At 66.7% G+C, this 18335-nt stretch carries 23 protein-coding genes; 19 read left to right on the top strand and 4 right to left on the bottom strand.

All coding sequences use genetic code 11. The features are described 5' to 3' along the window. Nucleotides 1-128: 128 nt before the first annotated feature. The 5 genes from FHT98_RS01490 (at nucleotide 129) to rplQ (ending at nucleotide 4190) form a co-directional block, all read left to right on the top strand. Nucleotides 129-1328, top strand: a complete 1200-nt coding sequence (locus FHT98_RS01490; RefSeq protein ID WP_142111958.1) for an ABC transporter substrate-binding protein — start codon at nucleotides 129-131, stop codon at nucleotides 1326-1328. A gap of 350 nt (nucleotides 1329-1678) precedes the next feature. Further along, complete coding sequence (gene rpsM, locus FHT98_RS01485) at nucleotides 1679-2047, top strand: 30S ribosomal protein S13 (protein ID WP_061967380.1); 369 nt, start codon at nucleotides 1679-1681, stop codon at nucleotides 2045-2047. Between the two features lie 114 nt (nucleotides 2048-2161). Next, nucleotides 2162-2551, top strand: coding sequence for a 30S ribosomal protein S11 (gene rpsK, locus FHT98_RS01480; RefSeq protein WP_043237079.1), 390 nt, complete (start codon nucleotides 2162-2164; stop codon nucleotides 2549-2551). A gap of 91 nt (nucleotides 2552-2642) precedes the next feature. Beyond that, nucleotides 2643-3659 carry a DNA-directed RNA polymerase subunit alpha gene (locus tag FHT98_RS01475; RefSeq protein ID WP_061967382.1) on the top strand — a complete coding sequence of 339 codons (1017 nt, stop codon included), beginning with the start codon at nucleotides 2643-2645 and terminating at the stop codon, nucleotides 3657-3659. A 114-nt stretch (nucleotides 3660-3773) separates the two neighbouring features. After that, nucleotides 3774-4190: a 50S ribosomal protein L17 gene (rplQ, locus tag FHT98_RS01470; protein WP_061967384.1), complete on the top strand. Its 417-nt coding sequence runs from the start codon at nucleotides 3774-3776 to the stop codon at nucleotides 4188-4190. A 69-nt stretch (nucleotides 4191-4259) separates the two neighbouring features. Here the strand turns inward: rplQ and FHT98_RS01465 are convergent, their stop codons facing one another. Then, nucleotides 4260-4679 (bottom strand): BLUF domain-containing protein, encoded by a 420-nt coding sequence (locus FHT98_RS01465; RefSeq protein WP_142111956.1) that lies wholly within the window; start codon nucleotides 4677-4679, stop codon nucleotides 4260-4262. A gap of 147 nt (nucleotides 4680-4826) precedes the next feature. On the opposite strand from FHT98_RS01465, the gene FHT98_RS01460 reads away from it, so the two are divergent. The 3 genes from FHT98_RS01460 to FHT98_RS01450 are packed head-to-tail and all read left to right on the top strand — an operon-like array spanning nucleotide 4827 to nucleotide 7749. Then, complete coding sequence (locus FHT98_RS01460; RefSeq protein ID WP_142111953.1) at nucleotides 4827-6263, top strand: Do family serine endopeptidase; 1437 nt, start codon at nucleotides 4827-4829, stop codon at nucleotides 6261-6263. Continuing rightward, entirely contained in the window at nucleotides 6260-7567 is a 1308-nt protein-coding gene (locus FHT98_RS01455; protein ID WP_091861279.1) for a replication-associated recombination protein A, read from the top strand. The genes FHT98_RS01460 and FHT98_RS01455 overlap by 4 nt, the downstream gene beginning before the upstream one ends. A 2-nt stretch (nucleotides 7568-7569) precedes the next feature. Then, nucleotides 7570-7749, top strand: a complete 180-nt coding sequence (locus FHT98_RS01450; protein ID WP_061967390.1) for a hypothetical protein — start codon at nucleotides 7570-7572, stop codon at nucleotides 7747-7749. Between the two features lie 7 nt (nucleotides 7750-7756). Here the strand turns inward: FHT98_RS01450 and FHT98_RS01445 are convergent, their stop codons facing one another. Next, the gene (locus FHT98_RS01445) at nucleotides 7757-8107 is read right to left on the bottom strand and encodes a hypothetical protein (RefSeq protein ID WP_113585101.1); all 351 of its coding nucleotides are present in this window, start codon (nucleotides 8105-8107) and stop codon (nucleotides 7757-7759) included. Between the two features lie 94 nt (nucleotides 8108-8201). Here FHT98_RS01445 and crcB point away from each other — a divergent pair, with 94 nt between their 5' ends. The 9 genes from crcB (at nucleotide 8202) to FHT98_RS01400 (ending at nucleotide 16613) form a co-directional block, all read left to right on the top strand. Continuing rightward, nucleotides 8202-8618 carry a fluoride efflux transporter CrcB gene (gene crcB / locus FHT98_RS01440; protein WP_349236259.1) on the top strand — a complete coding sequence of 139 codons (417 nt, stop codon included), beginning with the start codon at nucleotides 8202-8204 and terminating at the stop codon, nucleotides 8616-8618. Further along, nucleotides 8615-9868: an RluA family pseudouridine synthase gene (locus FHT98_RS01435; RefSeq protein ID WP_142111952.1), complete on the top strand. Its 1254-nt coding sequence runs from the start codon at nucleotides 8615-8617 to the stop codon at nucleotides 9866-9868. Before crcB ends, FHT98_RS01435 begins: the two co-directional genes overlap by 4 nt. Before the next feature lie 93 nt (nucleotides 9869-9961). Next, the gene (locus FHT98_RS01430; RefSeq protein WP_142111950.1) at nucleotides 9962-10462 is read left to right on the top strand and encodes a hypothetical protein; all 501 of its coding nucleotides are present in this window, start codon (nucleotides 9962-9964) and stop codon (nucleotides 10460-10462) included. A gap of 74 nt (nucleotides 10463-10536) precedes the next feature. Then, nucleotides 10537-11214: an HAD-IA family hydrolase gene (locus tag FHT98_RS01425; protein WP_142111948.1), complete on the top strand. Its 678-nt coding sequence runs from the start codon at nucleotides 10537-10539 to the stop codon at nucleotides 11212-11214. A 490-nt stretch (nucleotides 11215-11704) separates the two neighbouring features. Further along, nucleotides 11705-12079 carry a hypothetical protein gene (locus FHT98_RS01420; protein ID WP_244512118.1) on the top strand — a complete coding sequence of 125 codons (375 nt, stop codon included), beginning with the start codon at nucleotides 11705-11707 and terminating at the stop codon, nucleotides 12077-12079. A gap of 257 nt (nucleotides 12080-12336) precedes the next feature. Next, the gene (locus FHT98_RS01415; protein ID WP_142111944.1) at nucleotides 12337-14337 is read left to right on the top strand and encodes an acetyl-CoA carboxylase biotin carboxylase subunit; all 2001 of its coding nucleotides are present in this window, start codon (nucleotides 12337-12339) and stop codon (nucleotides 14335-14337) included. Nucleotides 14338-14531: 194 nt separating this feature from the next. Continuing rightward, the gene (locus FHT98_RS01410) at nucleotides 14532-15152 is read left to right on the top strand and encodes a glutathione S-transferase family protein (RefSeq protein WP_142111942.1); all 621 of its coding nucleotides are present in this window, start codon (nucleotides 14532-14534) and stop codon (nucleotides 15150-15152) included. 50 nt (nucleotides 15153-15202) lie between these two features. Then, nucleotides 15203-15706, top strand: coding sequence for a lysozyme inhibitor LprI family protein (locus FHT98_RS01405; protein ID WP_142111940.1), 504 nt, complete (start codon nucleotides 15203-15205; stop codon nucleotides 15704-15706). Between the two features lie 118 nt (nucleotides 15707-15824). Then, nucleotides 15825-16613 carry a YdcF family protein gene (locus tag FHT98_RS01400; RefSeq protein ID WP_061967406.1) on the top strand — a complete coding sequence of 263 codons (789 nt, stop codon included), beginning with the start codon at nucleotides 15825-15827 and terminating at the stop codon, nucleotides 16611-16613. On the opposite strand, the gene FHT98_RS01395 is transcribed toward FHT98_RS01400, so the two are convergent. Then, entirely contained in the window at nucleotides 16614-16880 is a 267-nt protein-coding gene (locus tag FHT98_RS01395; RefSeq protein WP_142111937.1) for a DUF3253 domain-containing protein, read from the bottom strand. After that, the gene (locus FHT98_RS01390; protein ID WP_061967409.1) at nucleotides 16877-17569 is read right to left on the bottom strand and encodes a DUF599 domain-containing protein; all 693 of its coding nucleotides are present in this window, start codon (nucleotides 17567-17569) and stop codon (nucleotides 16877-16879) included. Before FHT98_RS01390 ends, FHT98_RS01395 begins: the two co-directional genes overlap by 4 nt. 132 nt (nucleotides 17570-17701) lie before the next feature. Between FHT98_RS01390 and FHT98_RS01385 the strand changes: the two genes are divergently transcribed. Then, nucleotides 17702-18115 (top strand): rhodanese-like domain-containing protein, encoded by a 414-nt coding sequence (locus FHT98_RS01385; RefSeq protein ID WP_142111935.1) that lies wholly within the window; start codon nucleotides 17702-17704, stop codon nucleotides 18113-18115. A 9-nt stretch (nucleotides 18116-18124) separates the two neighbouring features. After that, nucleotides 18125-18298, top strand: a complete 174-nt coding sequence (locus FHT98_RS26065) for a hypothetical protein (protein ID WP_156134565.1) — start codon at nucleotides 18125-18127, stop codon at nucleotides 18296-18298. The last annotated feature ends 37 nt before the right edge of the window (nucleotides 18299-18335 follow it).

Raw genomic sequence — 18335 nt, 5'->3', positions numbered from 1 at the left:
CCGTGCGTTGACAGGCTTACCCCCGGCGGATGTGCTGAGACCCAATCCGCGCAAAGCGGTGGCAAGCGTCCGTCGACCAGGTGGCGAAGCGCCTTTCCGGGTCCGGATGCAGGACAGGGAGCAGGCACATGACGAGGTTTGGTGCGTTGCTGGTCGCGAGCACGCTGGCGCTGATGCCGGCGGCGGCGCGGGCGCAGGATGCGGTGAAGATCGGCATCCTCAACGACCAGTCGGGCAATTATGCTGAATTCGGCGGTCTCGGCTCGGTCGAGGCTGCGAAGATGGCGATCGAGGATTTCGGCGGCTCGGTGCTGGGCAAGCCGATCGAGATCGTCGCAGCCGATCACCAGAACAAGCCGGATATCGCCGTCGGGCTGGCCCGGCGCTGGTATGATGTGGACGGCGTCACCGCGATCGCGGACCTCACCAACTCCGCCGTTGCACTGGGGGTGGCCGGCATCGCCAAGGAGAAGCAGAAGGTCGCGCTCTATAATGGCCCGGCGACGACGCGCCTCTTCAACGAGGACTGCTCGCCGACCGGCTTCATGTGGACCTTCGACACGGCGACCTCGGCCAAGGGCACGGCGCTGTCGGTGCTGCGCGAAGGCGGCGACAGCTGGTACATCATCGCCGCCGACTATGCCTTCGGCCACCAGCTCACCGCCGATATCGAGTCGATCGTGAAGGCCAATGGCGGCAAGACGCTGGGCACGGTGCGCGCGCCGTTGGGGACGTCGGACTTCTCCTCCTTCCTGCTGCAGGCGCAGGCCTCCAAGGCCAAGATCGTCGCCTTCGCCAATGCCGGCACGGACACGATCAACTCGATCAAGCAGGCCGGCGAGTTCGGCCTGGTCGATGGCGGCCAGAAGCTCGCGGCGATGGTCGTGGTGCTGAGCGACGTCCACGGGCTCGGCCTCGACAAGGCCAAGGGGCTGATCACGACCACCGCCTACTATCATGACGCCGACAAGCCGAGCCGGGCCTTCGCCGACCGCTACATGGCGAAGACCAAGAAGATGCCGGGCATGATCCAGGCCAGCGTCTATTCCTCGGTGCTGCACTATCTCAAGGCGGTGAAGGCGGCCGGTACGGCAGCGGGCCCTGCGGTCGCGGCGAAGATGAAGGAGATGCCGGTCGACGATTTCTATGCGCCGGGCGCCAAGATCCGCGAGGATGGCCGGCTGATGAACGACATGCTGCTGGTCGAGGTGAAGAAGCCCGCCGATTCGAAGGCGCCGTGGGATTACTTCAAGGTCGTCCGCAAGATCCCGGCGGCCGAGATCATCGCGCCGCTCTCTGAGAGCAAGTGCAGCCTGGTGAAGAAGTGAGGGTTCTCGCTTGAGTCCGTCGTTCCGGGCGCGGTTCCGCCGCTTGCCTGGAATGACGGGGCCCTTATATAGCAATCGCGGCTACCGCCTTGACCTCGCAGCGCTTCGGCCACTTCGCCGGCCTTGGCATGTTTCTTGGTTGCGACGGGTTGACTCGTTGCGCCCAACCCGTTAACGAGCCGCAATCCGGTTTCATGGGAGCGATGCCGTTGCCTTCGCGAGAAGGGACGACGTCGCATTATCGCGTGGAGCCGTTCAACGTCCTGCATGAGCCGGCCTCCACCGGACGCAGGATTTTTTCCCACCGCCGGGGTGCCATCGGGTGCTTCGGCCGACATGGAGATGAGACCATGGCTCGTATCGCGGGCGTCAACATTCCCACCGGCAAGCGCGTCGTCATCGGCCTGCAGTACATCCACGGCATTGGCGCGTCCAAGGCCCAGGAGATCTGCGAGAAGGTCGGTATCGCTGCCGAGCGTCGCGTCAACCAGCTGACCGACGCCGAAGTCCTGCAGATCCGCGAGACGATCGACCGCGACTACCTCGTCGAGGGCGATCTGCGCCGCGAAGTCTCGATGAACATCAAGCGCCTGATGGACCTCGGCTGCTATCGCGGCCTGCGTCATCGTCGCTCGCTGCCGGTCCGCGGCCAGCGCACGCATACCAACGCCCGCACCCGCAAGGGCAAGGCGAAGCCGATCGCCGGCAAGAAGAAGTGATCTCAGTGGGCCGCTAGTCGGCCCGCTGTCTATACGCCGGACGGTCCGCTCACGGGCCGCCGGCATCCCCAGCGCCTGGCATGACGGGCGCGCCTGAAGGATGGAAGAAGAGATATGGCCAAGGAAGCCCAGCGCGTCCGTCGTCGCGAACGCAAGAACATCGTCTCCGGCGTCGCGCATGTGAACGCCTCGTTCAACAACACCATGATCACCATCACCGACGCGCAGGGCAACACGATCTCGTGGTCGTCGGCCGGCACGATGGGCTTCAAGGGCTCGCGCAAGTCGACCCCCTATGCCGCCCAGGTCGCCGCCGAGGATGCCGCCCGCAAGGCTGCCGAGCACGGCATGCGCACCCTCGAGGTTGAGGTGACCGGTCCGGGTTCGGGCCGCGAGTCGGCTCTTCGCGCTCTCCAGGCCGCGGGCTTCACCGTGACCTCGATCCGCGACGTGACGCCGATCCCGCACAATGGTTGCCGTCCGCGCAAGCGTCGCCGCGTCTGACGTCTGACCATTGCATGAGGCGCCCGCAGGGGCGGGCGCCTGTCCGGGGCGGCGGTGGCCGCCAGATGAATTCAGCACCAGGAGTGCGGTCGTGATCAGCAAGAACTGGCAGGATCTTTCCAAGCCGAACAAGCTCGAAGTGAAGGTCGGAGACGACCCGAAGCGTCAGGCGACTGTGGTTGCGCGTCCGCTCGAGCGCGGCTTCGGCATGACGCTCGGCAATGCGCTCCGTCGCGTGCTGCTGTCGTCGCTCCAGGGCGCGGCCGTGACCGCCGTCCAGATCGACGGCGTTCTCCACGAGTTCTCCTCGATCCCGGGCGTCCGCGAGGACGTCACCGACATCGTCCTCAACATCAAGGCCATCGCGGTCAAGATGCAGGGCGAGGGCCCGAAGCGCATGACGCTGCGCAAGTCCGGCCCGGGCACCGTCACCGCCGGCGACATCAACACCATCGGCGACGTGGCGATCCTGAACCCCGACCTCGTGCTCTGCACGCTGGACGACGGGGCCGAGATCCGCATGGAGTTCACGGTCAATACCGGCAAGGGCTATGTCCCGGCCGAGCAGAACCGTCCCGAGGACGCGCCGATCGGCCTGATCCCGGTCGATAGCCTGTACTCGCCGGTCAAGAAGGTCTCCTACCGCGTCGAGAACACCCGCGAGGGCCAGAACCTCGACAAGGACTCGCTGACGCTGGCGATCGAGACCAACGGCTCGGTCACCCCCGAGGACGCGCTGGCGCTCGCCGCCCGCATCCTGCAGGACCAGCTCGCGGTGTTCATCACCTTCGAGGAGCCGCGCAAGGAAGAGGCCGTCTCGACCGCGCCGCAGCTGCCCTTCAACCCGGCACTGCTCAAGAAGGTCGACGAGCTCGAGCTTTCGGTCCGCTCGGCGAACTGCCTGAAGAACGATAACATCGTCTATATCGGCGACCTCATCCAGAAGTCCGAGGGCGAGATGCTGCGCACCCCGAACTTCGGCCGCAAGTCGCTGAACGAGATCAAGGAAGTGCTCGCCACCATGGGCCTGCATCTGGGCATGGACGTCCAGGGCTGGCCGCCGGAGAACATCGAAGAGCTCGCGAAGCGCTTCGAAGAGCACTACTGAGAAAAGACGGCGCGGGAGGCATCCCGCGCCAACCCCGCCCGGCTCATCTGAGCCGGAGCATAACGAACGGCCGTTCCGTGGCACGGCGGCCGTAAGCAACGAAGGAGCCAAACAATGCGTCACGGTTTCCGCGGTCGTCGTTTCAACCGCTCGGCCGAGCATCGCCAGGCGATGTTCGCCAACATGGCCCAGGCCCTGATCAAGCACGAGCAGATCACCACCACGCTGCCGAAGGCTAAGGACCTGCGTCCGGTCGTCGAGAAGCTGATCACCCTCGGCAAGCGCGGCGACCTGCACGCCCGCCGTCAGGCGATCGCGCAGATCAAGGATGTCGAGCTGGTCGGCAAGCTCTTCGCGGTCCTCGGCCCGCGCTACAAGGAGCGCAACGGCGGCTATCTCCGCATCATGAAGGCGGGTTTCCGCTTCGGCGACAACGCCCCGATGGCGATCATCGAGTTCGTCGACCGCGACGTCGATGCCAAGGGCAAGGATTCGGGCCCGGTCTTCACGGCGGAAGACGAAGCCGCCTGATCGGCTTCCTCTGACTGAATTGGAAAAGGCGGTCCTTCGGGGCCGCCTTTTTCTTTGGTTGTGCAGTCCTTAGATGGGCCGTCCCGCGAGCTCCCCAGCGAGGTCGATGAGGATCTCCAGCGGCTGGGCGTGGAGGTCGGCTTCGGGTGTCACCCCATACAGGCCGAAGATGAAGCTGGTGGTCTCTTCGCGCTCGGCGATGCCCATCGCCCAGCCGGCGAAGGAGCGGGCGACGATCGGTTCTTCCGAAAGCACCCGAAAGGCCGTGTGGCGCGGGTCCATCACGATCCGGCCATAGGTTTCGGCCACGTTGTCCCGCGATCCTTCCAGCACCTGCGCGAAGGCCTTCTCCGTCGCCAACAGGAAGCCGGTGATACCGTTCTGGTCGTTGAAGCGGCGGGCGCTTGTCAGGATCCTGTCCAGCTCCGCACGGCGATTGGCGTCGACGAGCCGGCTCTCGCTGGCGTACACAAGCCGAATCAGGCTCATCCTGCTCTTCCTATCCGGCCAGAAATGGCCATATCGGGTTGGGGGATGCCGCTGCGGGAACCGCAGGGCGTTACACGGGTATAGCGGGTGCCACGCCTGAACGGAAAACTCCGCGCCGGCGCTTTTTGTTTCTGAACGAGGACGAGCATGATCCACCGCCCCGCACCCTATCGGAAGACCCTGGCCGCGGCTGCCCTGGCGGGCGCTCTGCTGGCCGGCGTCGCGCCGTGGCCGGCGCTTGCCCAGCAGCGGCAGGTGCCTGAGACCCGCGAGCAGGTGACGCTCTCCTTCGCGCCACTGGTCAAGCAGACGCAGGCCGCGGTCGTGAACGTCTATGGCGCGCGCGTCGAGAAGCGCCCGCAGAACCCCTTCATGGACGACCCGTTCTTCCGCCGCTTCTTCGGTGATGGCGGCTTCGGCGTGCCGCGCGAGCGGGTACAGCGCTCGCTCGGCTCCGGCGTGATCGTCGATGCCGGCGCCGGGCTCGTGGTGACCAACAACCACGTCATCGAGAACATGAGCGAGGTGAAGGTCGCCTTCGCCGACAAGCGCGAGGTCGAGGCCACGATCCTGCTGCGCGATCCGCGCACCGATCTTGCCGTGCTCAAGCTTGCCGACGCGAAGAACCTGACCGCGATCGCGCTCGCCGATACCGACGAACTCCAGGTCGGCGACATCGTGCTGGCGATGGGCAACCCCTTCGGCGTCGGCCAGACGGTGACGCAGGGCATCGTCTCGGCCCTGGCGCGCACGCAGATCGGCGTCGGCGATGCGCAATCCTTCATCCAGACCGATGCGGCGATCAATCCCGGCAATTCGGGCGGCGCGCTGATCGACATGAAGGGCCGCGTCGTCGGCATCAACACCGCGATCTATTCGCGCTCGGGCGGCAGCGTCGGCATCGGCTTCGCCATTCCCTCGGCGATGGTGCGCCTCGTCGTCGACAGCGCCAAGGCCGGCGTCAAGACGGTCAAGCGCCCCTGGTTCGGGGCGCGGCTGCAGAGCCTCACGGCCGAGGTCGCGGACGGGCTCGGGCTCGACCGGCCGGCGGGCTCGGTCGTCGCCAGCGTCGTCGAGAAGGGGCCGGCCGACCAGGCGGGCCTGAAGCGCTCGGACGTCATCCTCTCGGTCGATGGCGTCAATGTCGACGATCCCGAATCCTTCGGCTACCGCTTCGCCACCCGGCCGATCGGCGGCACGACGATGCTCAGCGTGCTGCGCAGCGGCAAGCGCATCTCGATCCCCGTGAAGCTCATCGCTGCGCCCGAGACCCGGCCGCGCGACATGGTGAAGCTGACGAGCCGTTCGCCGCTTGCCGGCCTGACCGTCGGGAACATGTCTCCGGCGCTGGCCGAGGAACTCTCGATCGACACCGGCAATGAAGGCGTCGTCGTCAGCGAGGTCGAGGAGGGCAGCACCGCGGCCAATGTCGGCTTCCAGAAGGGCGACATCATCAAGGCGCTGAACGGCGAACAGATGACCACTTCGCGCGAAGTCGAGACGATCCTCAAGGATCGCAGGCGCGCCTGGGAGGTGACGATCACCCGCAACGGCCAGACGATCACCTCGGTCTTCCCAGGGTGAGCGACCTGTTCTCAGCCTCGGGGCTGGACAAGTCCGGCCCGCGGCCGCTTGCCGACCGCCTGCGTCCGACGACGCTCGCCGAGGTCGCGGGCCAGGAGCATCTGACCGGGCCGGACGGGGCGCTGACGCGGCTCGTCGCCTCCGGCACGATCGGCAGCCTGATCTTCTGGGGTCCGCCGGGTACCGGCAAGACGACGGTCGCGCGGCTGCTCGCCGGGCTGGTCGATCTCGGCTTCGAGCAGATCAGCGCGATCTTCTCGGGCGTCGCCGATCTCAAGAAGGTGTTCGAGGCGGCGCGCGGGCGCCGTTTGGGCGGCCGGGGCACGCTGCTCTTCGTCGACGAGATTCACCGCTTCAACCGCGCCCAGCTCGACGCCTTCCTGCCGGTCATGGAAGACGGCACGATCACGCTGATCGGCGCGACCACCGAGAACCCGTCCTTCGCGCTCAATGCGGCGCTGCTGTCGCGGGCGCGCGTCCTGACCTTCAAGTCGCTGGACGAGGGCTCGCTGCTCTTCCTGCTCGGCCGGGCCGAGGTCCTGGAGAGCCGGGAGCTGCCATTGACGCCGGAGGCGCGATTGGCGCTGGCGCGCTTCGCCGACGGCGACGGGCGGGCCGTGCTGACGCTGGCCGAGGAAATCTGGCGAGCGGCGAAGCCGGGCGAGATTCTCGACGAGCATGGCCTGTCCGAGGTGATCCAGCGCCGCGCGCCGATCTACGACAAGGCGCAGGACGGCCATTACAACCTGATCTCGGCCCTGCACAAGACGATCCGCGGCTCCGATCCCGATGCGGCGCTCTACTATTTCGCGCGCATGCTCGATGCCGGCGAGGATCCGCGCTTCCTGGCGCGGCGGCTGGTCAGGATGGCGGTGGAGGATATCGGGCTCGCCGATCCGCAGGCCCTGATCCATGCCCGCGCGGCGGCGCAGACCTATGAGCAGCTCGGCACGCCCGAAGGTGAGCTCGCGCTGGCCAATTGCGTGATCTATCTGGCGACCGCACCGAAATCGAACGCGGCCTATATGGCTTACAAGGCTGCCGCGCGGGTGGCGAAGGAGCGGGGCTCCCTGACGCCGCCCAAGACCATCCTCAATGCGCCGACCAAGCTGATGCGCGAGGAGGGCTACGGCGCCGACTATGCCTATGACCACGACCAGCCCGATGCCTTCTCCGGGCAGAACTACTGGCCGGATGTGCTGGGCCGCCAGCGCTTCTACGATCCGCCCGAGCGCGGCTTCGAGCGCGAGATCCGCAAGCGGCTGGAATATTGGGAGAAGCTCCGGCAGGAGCGGGGGGAGTAGGGATGTTCTTGCTGGCGCGCCTGTTCATGATCGTGCCCTCGGTGATCGCGGGCTGGTTCGTCTCGAAGGACGATGTCTCCTATTGGGTCGTGGCCTTCGCCATCGCGCTCGTCTTCATCGTGCTGACCATCGCCTTCGAGCTCTACGTCCATCCCCGGCTGAGGCAGCGCCGCCAACGTTGAGCCGGGCTCAGTTGCGGCAATTGAACGGCAGGAAGGTGCTGGACATGCCGCTGTTCATCGCCATCACGACGAGCCGGTTGGCAAGCTCGAGCTCCTCCTTGCTGCGGGCGCAGACCTCGGCACGGGCCTGGCAGTTCGAGGCAAGGAAGGCGTCGTGGCTGGCGAGGAATTCCGCGCCCAGGCCCTTCTTGCCGAGGCGCGCCAGCGACTGGTCATAGGCCTTCCTGTAGCGGTTGCATTTTTCCGTCGGCCAGTCGGTGCCCGTGCTGCCGCTCTGCTGGGCGAAGGCGGCCGCGCTGCCGAGGATGACCATGGCGGCAAGCAGCCCTGCGCCGCCGATCCGAAGCTGAAGACGCATCCTTGCCGTTCCCATCGTTCCCGCCGGGCCTATTCCTGACGCTGGGCTTCCTGCCCGGCCACACCGAGCCGTGCAATTGCGGCGGATTTCGTTTGTGCAAGGCGAGCGTGCGCTCTATTCCACAACGATGATCTCCACCGCTTTCGTTTTTATCGGCGCCGGCATCGGCGGCGCCTTGCGCCACGGCATCAATGTCGTTTCGCCGCGCTGGTTCGGCATGGGCTTTCCCTACGGGACCATGGCCATCAACATCATCGGCTCGGCCCTGATGGGGCTCGTCGCCGGCTGGTTCGCCTTCCGTGCCGGCGAGGGCGTGCCGCAGGACCTGCGGCTCTTCCTCGCCACCGGCGTGCTCGGCGGCTTCACCACCTTCTCGGCCTTCTCGCTCGATGCCGTCCTGCTCTGGGAGCGGGGCGAGGCAATGCTGGCGGCCACCTATGTGATCGGCTCGGTCGTGCTGTCGCTGGCGGCGCTGCTCGGTGGCCTCGCGATGATGCGGAGCATGTCATGAAGACGGGCGGCAAAGGTCCCGGTAACAAGGGCGCTGGCGGCAAGGGCCCCGGCGGCTCCGGGCGCGGTGGCAAGCCGCCATCCGCGGGGGCTCCGCGCGGCAAGCGGCCGAACCACGACGCCCGGCGCAGGGCAGCCGCGCGCCCGGCGGCCGGCGAGGAGCGCGTGCAGCGCTCGCCGCGGCCGCGGCCGGTGGAGGAGGCCCCCAAGCCGACCCGCGCCCAGGTCAAGGCCGAGACCTCCGAGGTGCTCTCGACCGGCGTGCAGCAGCTGGTGGTGACGCCGGACGAGAACGAGATGCGGATCGACCGCTTCCTCGAGGCGCGTTTCCCGCAGCTCTCCTTCAGCCATATCCAGCGCATCGTCCGGAAGGGTGAGCTGCGCGTCAACGGCAAGCGCGCCGACAGCAAGGATCGGCTCGAAGAAGGCCAGACGGTGCGCATCCCGCCGCTCAAGCTCGAGCCGCAGGAGCAGCGCCCGCGCTCGCTCAAGGCGGATACCGACACGGTTGAATTCCTGCGTTCGATCACGCTTTACGAGGATGACGACGTCATCGTGCTCAACAAGCCGGCTGGCCTTGCCGTGCAGGGCGGTTCCGGCACGACGCGGCATGTCGACCAGATGCTCGAGGTGCTGACCGACAAGAGCGGCCAGAAGCCCCGCCTCGTCCACCGTCTCGACAAGGACACCGCCGGCTGCCTCGTCATCGCCAAGTCGCGCTTCGCGGCGGCGACGCTGGCCAAGACCTTCCGCTCGCGCTCGGCCCGCAAGGTCTACTGGGCGCTGGTGGCGGGCGTGCCGCGCGTGCGCCAGGGCCGGATCTCGACCTATCTCGCCCGCGAGGAGGCCTATGACGGCGACCAGCGCATGGCCGTCGCCAAGCATGGCGAGGACGGCGCGATGCATGCCGTCACCTATTACGCGGTGGTCGAGACGGCGGCGCAGAAGCTCGGCTGGCTGTCGCTCAAGCCGGTGACCGGGCGCACCCACCAGCTGCGCGCCCACGCCGCCCATATCGGCCACCCGATCATCGGCGATCCCAAATATTTCAACATCCAGAACTGGGAATTGCCCGGCGGCATCCAGAACAAGCTGCACCTGCTGGCGCGGCGGATCGTGCTGCCGCATCCGCGGGGCAAGGGCACGATCGATGTCAGCGCGCCGCTGCCGCCGCATATGCGCCAGAGCTGGAACCTGCTTGGCTTCGATGACGCGCCCTACGATCCGATCGTCGAGGCGCCGGACGAGTGAGGCCTCTCCCAGGCGGTGACGAAACGTCAGAGAACAGTTGCGGAACAAAACGCTTTCTGTTCTAACTATGTTCTCGTCATCGGAGGGCTGACCATGCGTTCGGTTTTGATCGTTTCCAGCTTTGTTCTCGGTCTTGCGGGAGCCGCCCAGGCGCAGACCACCGCGCCGGCGACGGCCCCCGCGCCGGCTGCCGTGGCGGCGTCGGCGGATGAGCCGATCCCGCGCGCCGAGCGGGCGAAGGCCCGGCAGGATTGCGTGTCCGAGAATATCGCGCTCGCCGGCGCGGATTTGCGCGCGGCGATGCGCATCTGCATGCAGGGCAAGTTCCCGGGCGTACAGCTCTATGCCCATGATGGTCTCACGCGCGACGGCAAGCCGACGGCGGTGGCGGCGCGGGCCGCCTGCAAGGAAGAGGCCGACGGCCGCAAGCTGCAGGGCCCGGAACGCATCGCGGCATTGACCGCCTGCTTCAACGGCAAGCGGCCGGATCTCGCCCAGCGCTCCGAATGCCGCAAGGAGGCGCGTGCCAAAGGGCTCGATGGCGCCGATCTGCGCAAGGCGGTCGATGCCTGCGCCCGCGAAGCCAGGGGCTGAGCCGGTCACGCGCGGGATGATGCCATGACGGGCTTGCAGTGGATTGCCTCGGCAATCCGGGATAAAGCCCCGGCATGGATCTCATCATCTTCGATCTCGACGGCACGCTGATCAATTCCGAGGCGATCATCCTCGGCGCGCAATACGAGACTTTCAGGCGCTGCGGACGGGTTCATCCCGGGCGTGAAGCTGGTCTCGGCATCGTCGGGCTGACGCTCGACATCGCGATGGCGCGGCTTGCCGGTCTGGCCGAGCCCGACGATGTGCTGACCGAGACCTATCGCCAGGTCTTCAGCGCGATGCGTGTGCAGGCCGAGACCGATCCGTCGCTGGACGAGCCGCTCTTCGCGGGCGTCGCCGAGACGCTGGCCGAGCTGAAGCGCCATGGCGGGCTGAAGCTCGGCATCGCCACCGGAAAGTCGCGCAAGGGGGCGGAGTTCATCGTCGCCCGGCATGGCTGGCAGGGCCTGTTCGATACGGTGCAGTCGGCTGACGATGCTCCCTCGAAGCCGCATCCCGGGATGATCCAGCGGGCGATGGCGGAGACCGGTGCGGCGGCGGAGCGCACCGCGATGGTCGGCGACAGCTCTTTCGACATCGAGATGGCGGTTGCCGCCGGCGCCGTGCCTGTCGCCGTCTCCTGGGGGTTCCAGCCGGTCGAGAGCCTCGTCGCGCTCGGTGCCCGGCATGTTTTGCGCGCGTTCCCGGAGCTGCCGACGGCGCTCGGATTGCCGAAGGCTGTGGCAGCGTAGGGCTGTCTAAAACGGATCATCGCCGCTTCGGGGCGCAGCCTTTGTCATTCCGGGGCGCGCCAGCGGCGCGAGTCCTGGAATGACAAGGGTGGTTCCGGCCGGAGGCGATTGATCTCCAGGCCGCGTCTGCGTCACAGAATGTCTTCACCCAATTGGGCCTTGTCCGTGTTCGCCTGCATGATTTCGCAGCGGCGATATCATCCGGCGCCCTTGCCGCCGACACGGGCTGAGGGCCGCTCTTCGCCGCGCCTGCGCTGCCCGCAGTAACACCCTCGCAACCAAGTCGACTCAGTTCCGTTTAACCTGAATATCCGTTCAGATTTGCGCGTTAACCACCTGATGCGGGGACCGGGTTCATGGTGTTCCCACAACAGGAACGTACCGGCACAAAACAACGCCGGACAGGGGTTCGAACATGATGGGTCATGAGCTTCGTGAATTCGTCGATCGCGTGATGGATCGTCGCGCGGTCGACGAAGAAGACGTCAAGATGCTTCAGCGTAACATCTTGAATGACGTCGTCGTCACGCGGGATATCGTCGATGTTCTGGTCGCGCTCGACCGGGCCGTGCCGCAAAGCTGCAAGGCCTATGCAGATTACCTCGTGGCGCTGGTTGTCGACTTCGCCGTCTGGGAAAACCGTCCCACCGGCGTGATCGACCGCGACAAGGCGCATTGGCTGGTGACGACGCTCTCCGCCGGCGAGGGGCCGACCGCCACCGCCCAGCGCATCGCCAACGAGATCGTCCGCGAAGCCGAGCATTGCGATGAGACGCTGCTCGCCTTCGCCTTCGCCAAGGGGGCAGCGAAGGATGTGGTTCGCTTCGGCATCGGTGCTGCGCCGCGCGTCCTGCTCGCAAGCTGAACCCGGCGCCATTCTCCGGCTTGGCTCGAGAGTCCTGGACGGGAGAAGGTAAGCGCTTCTTGCGAGAGATGCCCGGGGCAGGCCCGGGCATGACGGCGTCGGCTCGACGCTTCCTTCACAAGGGCAGGATGCCGGGTCTGGGCATCCGTGCACAACGATCTGGCGGGCTGCCGACTTTCGCATCGGTGGACGGCAGTTGCGGCGTCCCATACACCCCGGCTATTGCAGTCTGGTCTGAAGCTGGGGGTGGTCCGCGCATGTTCTCGAAGATCCTGATCGCGAACCGCGGCGAAATCGCCTGCCGTGTCATCAAGACGGCGCGGCGCATGGGCATCAAGACGGTCGCCGTCTATTCCGACGCGGATCGCGATGCGCTGCATGTCGAGATGGCCGACGAGGCTGTGCATATCGGCGCCGCGCCCGCAGCGCAGTCCTATCTCCTGATCGACAAGATTATCGACGCCTGCAAGCAGACCGGCGCCGAGGCCGTGCATCCCGGCTACGGCTTCCTCTCCGAGCGCGAGGCCTTCGCCCAGGCGCTGAAGGATAACGGCATCGTCTTCATCGGCCCCAATCCCGGCGCCATCGCCGCGATGGGCGACAAGATCGAATCGAAGAAGGCAGCGGCCGCTGCCAAGGTCTCCACCGTTCCCGGCTTCCTCGGCATCATCGAGAGCCCCGAGCACGCCGTGACGATCGCCGACGAGATCGGCTATCCCGTGATGATCAAGGCCTCGGCCGGCGGCGGCGGCAAGGGCATGCGCATCGCCCATTCTTCAGGCGAGGTGGCTGAGGGCTTTGCCCGCGCCAAGTCGGAAGCCGCGTCCTCCTTCGGCGACGATCGCGTCTTCGTCGAGAAGTTCATCGTCGATCCCCGCCATATCGAGATCCAGGTCCTCGGCGACAAGCACGGCAACGTCATCTATCTCGGCGAGCGCGAATGCTCGATCCAGCGCCGCAACCAGAAGGTGCTGGAGGAGGCGCCGTCGCCGCTGCTCGACGAGGCGACTCGCAGGAAGATGGGCGAGCAGGCGGTCGCGCTGGCCAAGGCCGTGAACTACGACTCGGCCGGCACGGTCGAGTTCGTCGCCGGCCAGGACAAGTCCTTCTATTTCCTGGAGATGAACACCCGCCTCCAGGTCGAGCACCCGGTGACCGAGATGATCACCGGCATCGATCTGGTCGAGCAGATGATCCGCGTCGCCTATGGCGAGAAGCTCGCGATTTCGCAGGCGGATGTGAAGCTCGACGGCTGGGCGGTGGAAAGCCGTGTCTATGCCGAGGACCCGACCCGCAACTTCCTGCCTTCGACCGGCCGGCTCGTGACCTATCGGCCGCCGAGCGAGGGGCCGGATGGCGAAGCGGTTGTGCGCAACGACACCGGCGTCTTCGAGGGCGGCGAGATCTCGATCTATTACGACCCGATGATCGCGAAGCTCGTGACCCATGCGCCGACGCGCGAGGCTGCGATCAAGGCGCAAGCGCGGGCGCTCGATGCCTTCGCCATCGACGGCATCCGCCACAACATCCCCTTCGTCGCGGCAGTGATGCAGCATCCGCGCTGGATCGCGGGCAATCTTTCGACCGGCTTCATCGCCGAGGAGTTTCCGGAAGGCTTCTCGCTGCCGGCGCCGCAAGGCGAGACCGCGCAACGCATGGCGGCGATCGCGATCGCCTGCGACCACCGCATGAACCAGCGCAAGCGTCATGTCTCGGCGCAGATGGAAGGCTGGCGCAAGGTTTCCTTCGACCGTTTGCGCATCGTCCAGCTCGGCGCTGAGCGCTTCGAGGGTGAGGTGACGGAGCAGGGCGGGGCGATTGACATCGCCTTCGCGGGCCGCAGCGTCAGCGTCGTCAGCGAGTGGGTGCCGGGCGAGCCGGTCTGGCATGGCACGCTCGACGGGGTGAAGGTCGCAGCGCAGGTCCGGCCCATCCTGAACGGCGTCGCGCTCGGCCATGCCGGCGCCTATGCCAATGCCCATGTCTATACGCAGCGCGAGGCGGAATTGGCCGCGCTGATGCCGGAGAAGGTTGCTGCCGATACCGGCAAGTTCCTGCTCTGCCCGATGCCGGGCCTGGTCAAGGCGATTTCGGTTGCCGTGGGCCAGGAGGTCAAGGCTGGCGAGCCGCTCGCCATGGTCGAGGCGATGAAGATGGAGAACGTGCTGCGCGCCGAGAAGGACGTCACCATCGCCAAGATCCTGGCGAAGGAAGGCGACTCGCTCGCGGTCGATGCCGTCATCATGGAATTCGCCTGAGCATCGTTTGAGCACCCGCGAGCCCTCATCCTGAGGAGCAGCCGAAGGCTGCGTCTCGAAGGATGATCCAGTAGGCTCCTGCGCTCTCTGGAACATCCTTCGAGACGCCGCGTGCCGCGGCTCCTCAGGATGAGGGCTGTCGGAACTGTATTGTCGCCTTCCGTCCGGGAGCGGACGCGGTTGAGGAGCCTGTCATGCTGACGATCTGGGGACGGTTGAGCTCGATCAACGTCCAGAAGGTGGTCTGGGCAGCCGGGGAGGCCGGACAGGCCTTCGAGCGTATCGATGTCGGCGGGCCGTTCGGTGGGCTCGATACCCCCGAATTCGCCCAGATGAATCCCAACAAGCAGATCCCCGTGCTGCGTGACGGCGAGCTCGTCCTCTGGGAATCGAGCAGCATCCTGCGCTACCTTGCCGCCCGTTATGCCGCGGACGTGCTCTGGGACGAGGATCCGGCGCGGCGGGCGCTGGCCGATCGCTGGGTGGACTGGATGCAGTCCGAGCTCCAGCCGGCGCTGGCGCCGGTGCTCTGGGGCGTGGTGCGCAAGGTGCCGGCCTTCACCGATCCGAAGGTGATAGCCGATGGTGTCGCACGGGCCGAAGCGCTGATGACGATCCTCGAGGCGCAACTGGCTGACCGGCCCTACCTGGCCGGGGAGCGCTTCGGTATGGCCGATATCGCTGTCGGCTGCGGTGTCCATCGCTGGCTCAACATGCCGGTCGAGCGGATCGCAAGGCCAGCGGTGCAGCGCTGGTACGAGGCGCTCTTCGCAAGGCCGGCAGCGCAGGCCGCGCTGCCGTTGCCGATTACGTGAAGGCAGCGCGACGGGCTTGATCCCGGCGCCGCCGCTGGCATGATGGCGGCATGAACATTTTTCGGATGGTCCTGCTCCTGTGCAGCTTCGCTGCCGCGCCGGCAATCGCACAGACCTCACCGACGCTGCGGACAGATCTCGCGGCGCTCTCCGGCTGCCTGCGTGACAGCAACGCCTCGCCTTCGATGTGCGTCGGCTCGGTGGCGGTGGCTTGCGTGCGCGCCGCCAGCAACGATCCGCGCGGGGCTGAAGCCGCCTGCGCCCGGCGCGAGGAGGCGGCCTGGCGGGAGCGCCTGACGCTTGCCCTGCAGGTGACGGGGCGAGGGCTCGATGCCGGCCAGCGCAGCCGGCTCGCGGCGCTGCAACTCGCCTGGGAAAGCTATGTCACGCAGAAATGTGCCTTCTACGGCGCGACCCAGCGAGAGGCGCTGCAAGCCGGAAGGCAGGCAGGCTGCGAATTGCGGGAGGTCGCCGGCCGGGCGATCGAGCTTGCAAAGGCCCTGCCGCGGGCCGGCGGCCGACGCCCGCAAGCGCCGCCTCGGATCATTCGCTGAAGCTGCCTGCCGCTTGCGCCGGAGCGACTGCGGCGGGACCATCATGCCGATATCCTCGAATAGCGATCGCGGCTAAAGCGAGCGCAGTCGCCGCCCCGCCTCATCCTTGCGAGCCCCGATGTTCTTCGTTCTGTCCAAGGTCGTCTGGTTCGTCCTGTCGCCGGTCAATCTCGCCATCCTGCTCGCCGGGCTTTCGGGGCTGCTGGCCTTCACGCGTTTCGCGCGGCCCGCGCGCTGGATCGGGCTGATCTCGCTGATTGCGCTCGGCCTGATGGCGTTCAGCCCGCTGCCGCGCATCGTGCTCCGGCCGCTGGAGGACCGGTTTCCGCAGCAGGACGCCCGCAAGGGGCCGGTGACCGGCATCGTCGTGCTCGGCGGCGCGATCGGCGTCGCGCGGGGCGACGTCGTGATGAATTCGTCCGCTGTACGTATGACCAAGGCGGTCGAACTGGCACGTCTGCATCCGCAGGCGAAGATTGTCTTTACCGGTGGGGCCGCCAACCTGATCTCGGAAGCGACCGTGACCGAGGCCGATGGCGCGAAGCTGCTGTTCGAAGGGCTGGGGCTCGATCCCGCCCGGCTCATCCTGGAGGACAAGTCGCGCAACACGCGCGAGAACGCCGCCTTCACCCGCAGGCTCGTCGATCCGAAGCCCGGCGAGCGCTGGCTGCTGGTAACCTCTGCCTGGCATATGCCGCGCTCGATCGGCGTCTTCCGCAAGGCCGGGTTCGCGGTCGAGGCCTTTCCGGTGGATTTCTGGTCTAGCGGCGAGCCGGGCGATTTCATCCGTCCCTACAGCCGTGCCCCGCGCGCGCTCGAGATCGCCGATAATGGCTTCAAGGAATGGGTCGGGCTCCTGGCCTATCGGCTCGCAGGCTATACGGACGAGCTCTTTCCGGGGCCGTGATCACGGCCCCGCGGGCAGGACCAGCCTGTAGACGCCGCGAAAGTCGTCGGGATCGACCGGGCGGCCCTTGCGGGTGATGACGAGCCGGCCTTCCTTCATCAGCTTCACGGCGACCCGGCGCACCGGCTGCATCAACGGCCCCCAGCCATCCGGGTGATCGCCGCCGAGGCGACGGGCGACATCCATCGGCGAGATCGTCAGCCCTGCCTCCCGCTGCGACAGCAGGTCGAGGATCGTGCTCTCGATCACCTCGGGTTCGATGCTCATGATTGGCCCGGATAGTTGAAGACGCGGGTCGCGTCGGAGGCGAACTGGCGCCGGTACATCGCGACCAGTACGGCGCCGGTAAAGCCGATGAAGCTGACCGGGCCGAGGAACCAGCCGAGATAGGCGAGCGCGAAGAAGAAGGCGCGCTGGCCGCGGTTGAAATGCCGGCCGGCGGCGATGTTCATCTCGGTGGTCTCATGGATCGCATGGGCCATCGTCGCCTCGTCCTTGCTGTCGAACGGGGGCAAGGCGCCGACCAGGATGACGCAGTAGTTGAAGAGCCGGTAGCTCCAGGCGAACTTGAAGAAGGCGTAGCCGAAGATACCGACGAGCCCGATGATCTTCAGTTCCCAGACGGAGCGAAGGGTTGCCGGCACGAAGGGCAGGTCGCTGAAGATGGCGACGGCGCGGTCCGTTGCGTTCAAAAGGGCGAGCGTGCCGCCGATCGCGAGCAGCGAGGTCGAGGCGAAGAAGGCGGTGCCGTTCTGCAGTCCGCCCATGACCTGAGTATCGACGATCCTGACCTCGCGGGCCGCCGACTCACGGATCCAGCGGGCGCGGCGCAGGTTCATCCGCATGTTCAGTGTCCGGGCGGCATAGGGACCCATCTCGACCACGTAGTGGTAGCCGAGCCAGGACAGGATGAAGAACGCCAGGGCGATCAGGTCGAGATTGCTGAAGCCGAACATGTCGCCGCTCTGCCATTTCGCCCGGGGCTGAGGCAAGCAGCTTGTGCGCTGTGCTGCGTGGCTGCAAGGCGGCAGCATTGACGCTGCATCGGCAAGGCGCCACGGTGCGGCCGGAATCGGGGAGGCCCAAGCGTGCCGCAGACCATCACCAAGGGTTACAAGGCGCTGGTCGCGGAGGCCGAGAGCCGGATCGAGACGTTGTCGGTCGAGCAGGCGCAGGCGCTGCATGGCAGCGACGATGTGGTCTTCGTCGATCTGCGCGATCCGCGCGAGCTGGAGCGGGAAGGGCGGATGCCTGGGGCCTTCCACTGTCCGCGCGGCATGCTCGAATTCTGGATCGATCCGGAAAGCCCCTATGCCAAGCCGGTCTTCCAACAGGACAAGCGCTTCGTCTTCTTCTGCGGCGGCGGCTGGCGCTCGGCTCTCGCCGCGCAGGTAGCGCAGGAGATGGGGTTGAAGCCGGTCGCCCATGTCGCGGGCGGGTTTGGTGCCTGGAAGAAGGCCGGTGCGCCCGTCGATTCAACCCCCGCCGACAAGAAGGCTTAAGACCCGACCTTGTCCCATTACGTCATCGTTCTGCTGGTCGCGGCTTTCGTTTTCCGCAAGCCGCTGGGCAGGCTGCTCGCGCGGCGCTGGCCCAACCATGCCAAGCGCCAGCAGGTGCTCGGCACGATCATCGCGGCCTTCCTGCTGGTGATCGCGGTTCGCTTGGTGGCATTGTTCTGGTAAGGCGACGCGCAACTTCGCCTTGAATTGGGCGAAGACG

This window comes from Allobosea sp. AK1 (genome assembly GCF_006714945.1).
GTDB classification, from domain to species: domain Bacteria; phylum Pseudomonadota; class Alphaproteobacteria; order Rhizobiales; family Beijerinckiaceae; genus Allobosea; species Allobosea robiniae.
This window is presented reverse-complemented; position numbering and strand designations above follow the sequence as displayed.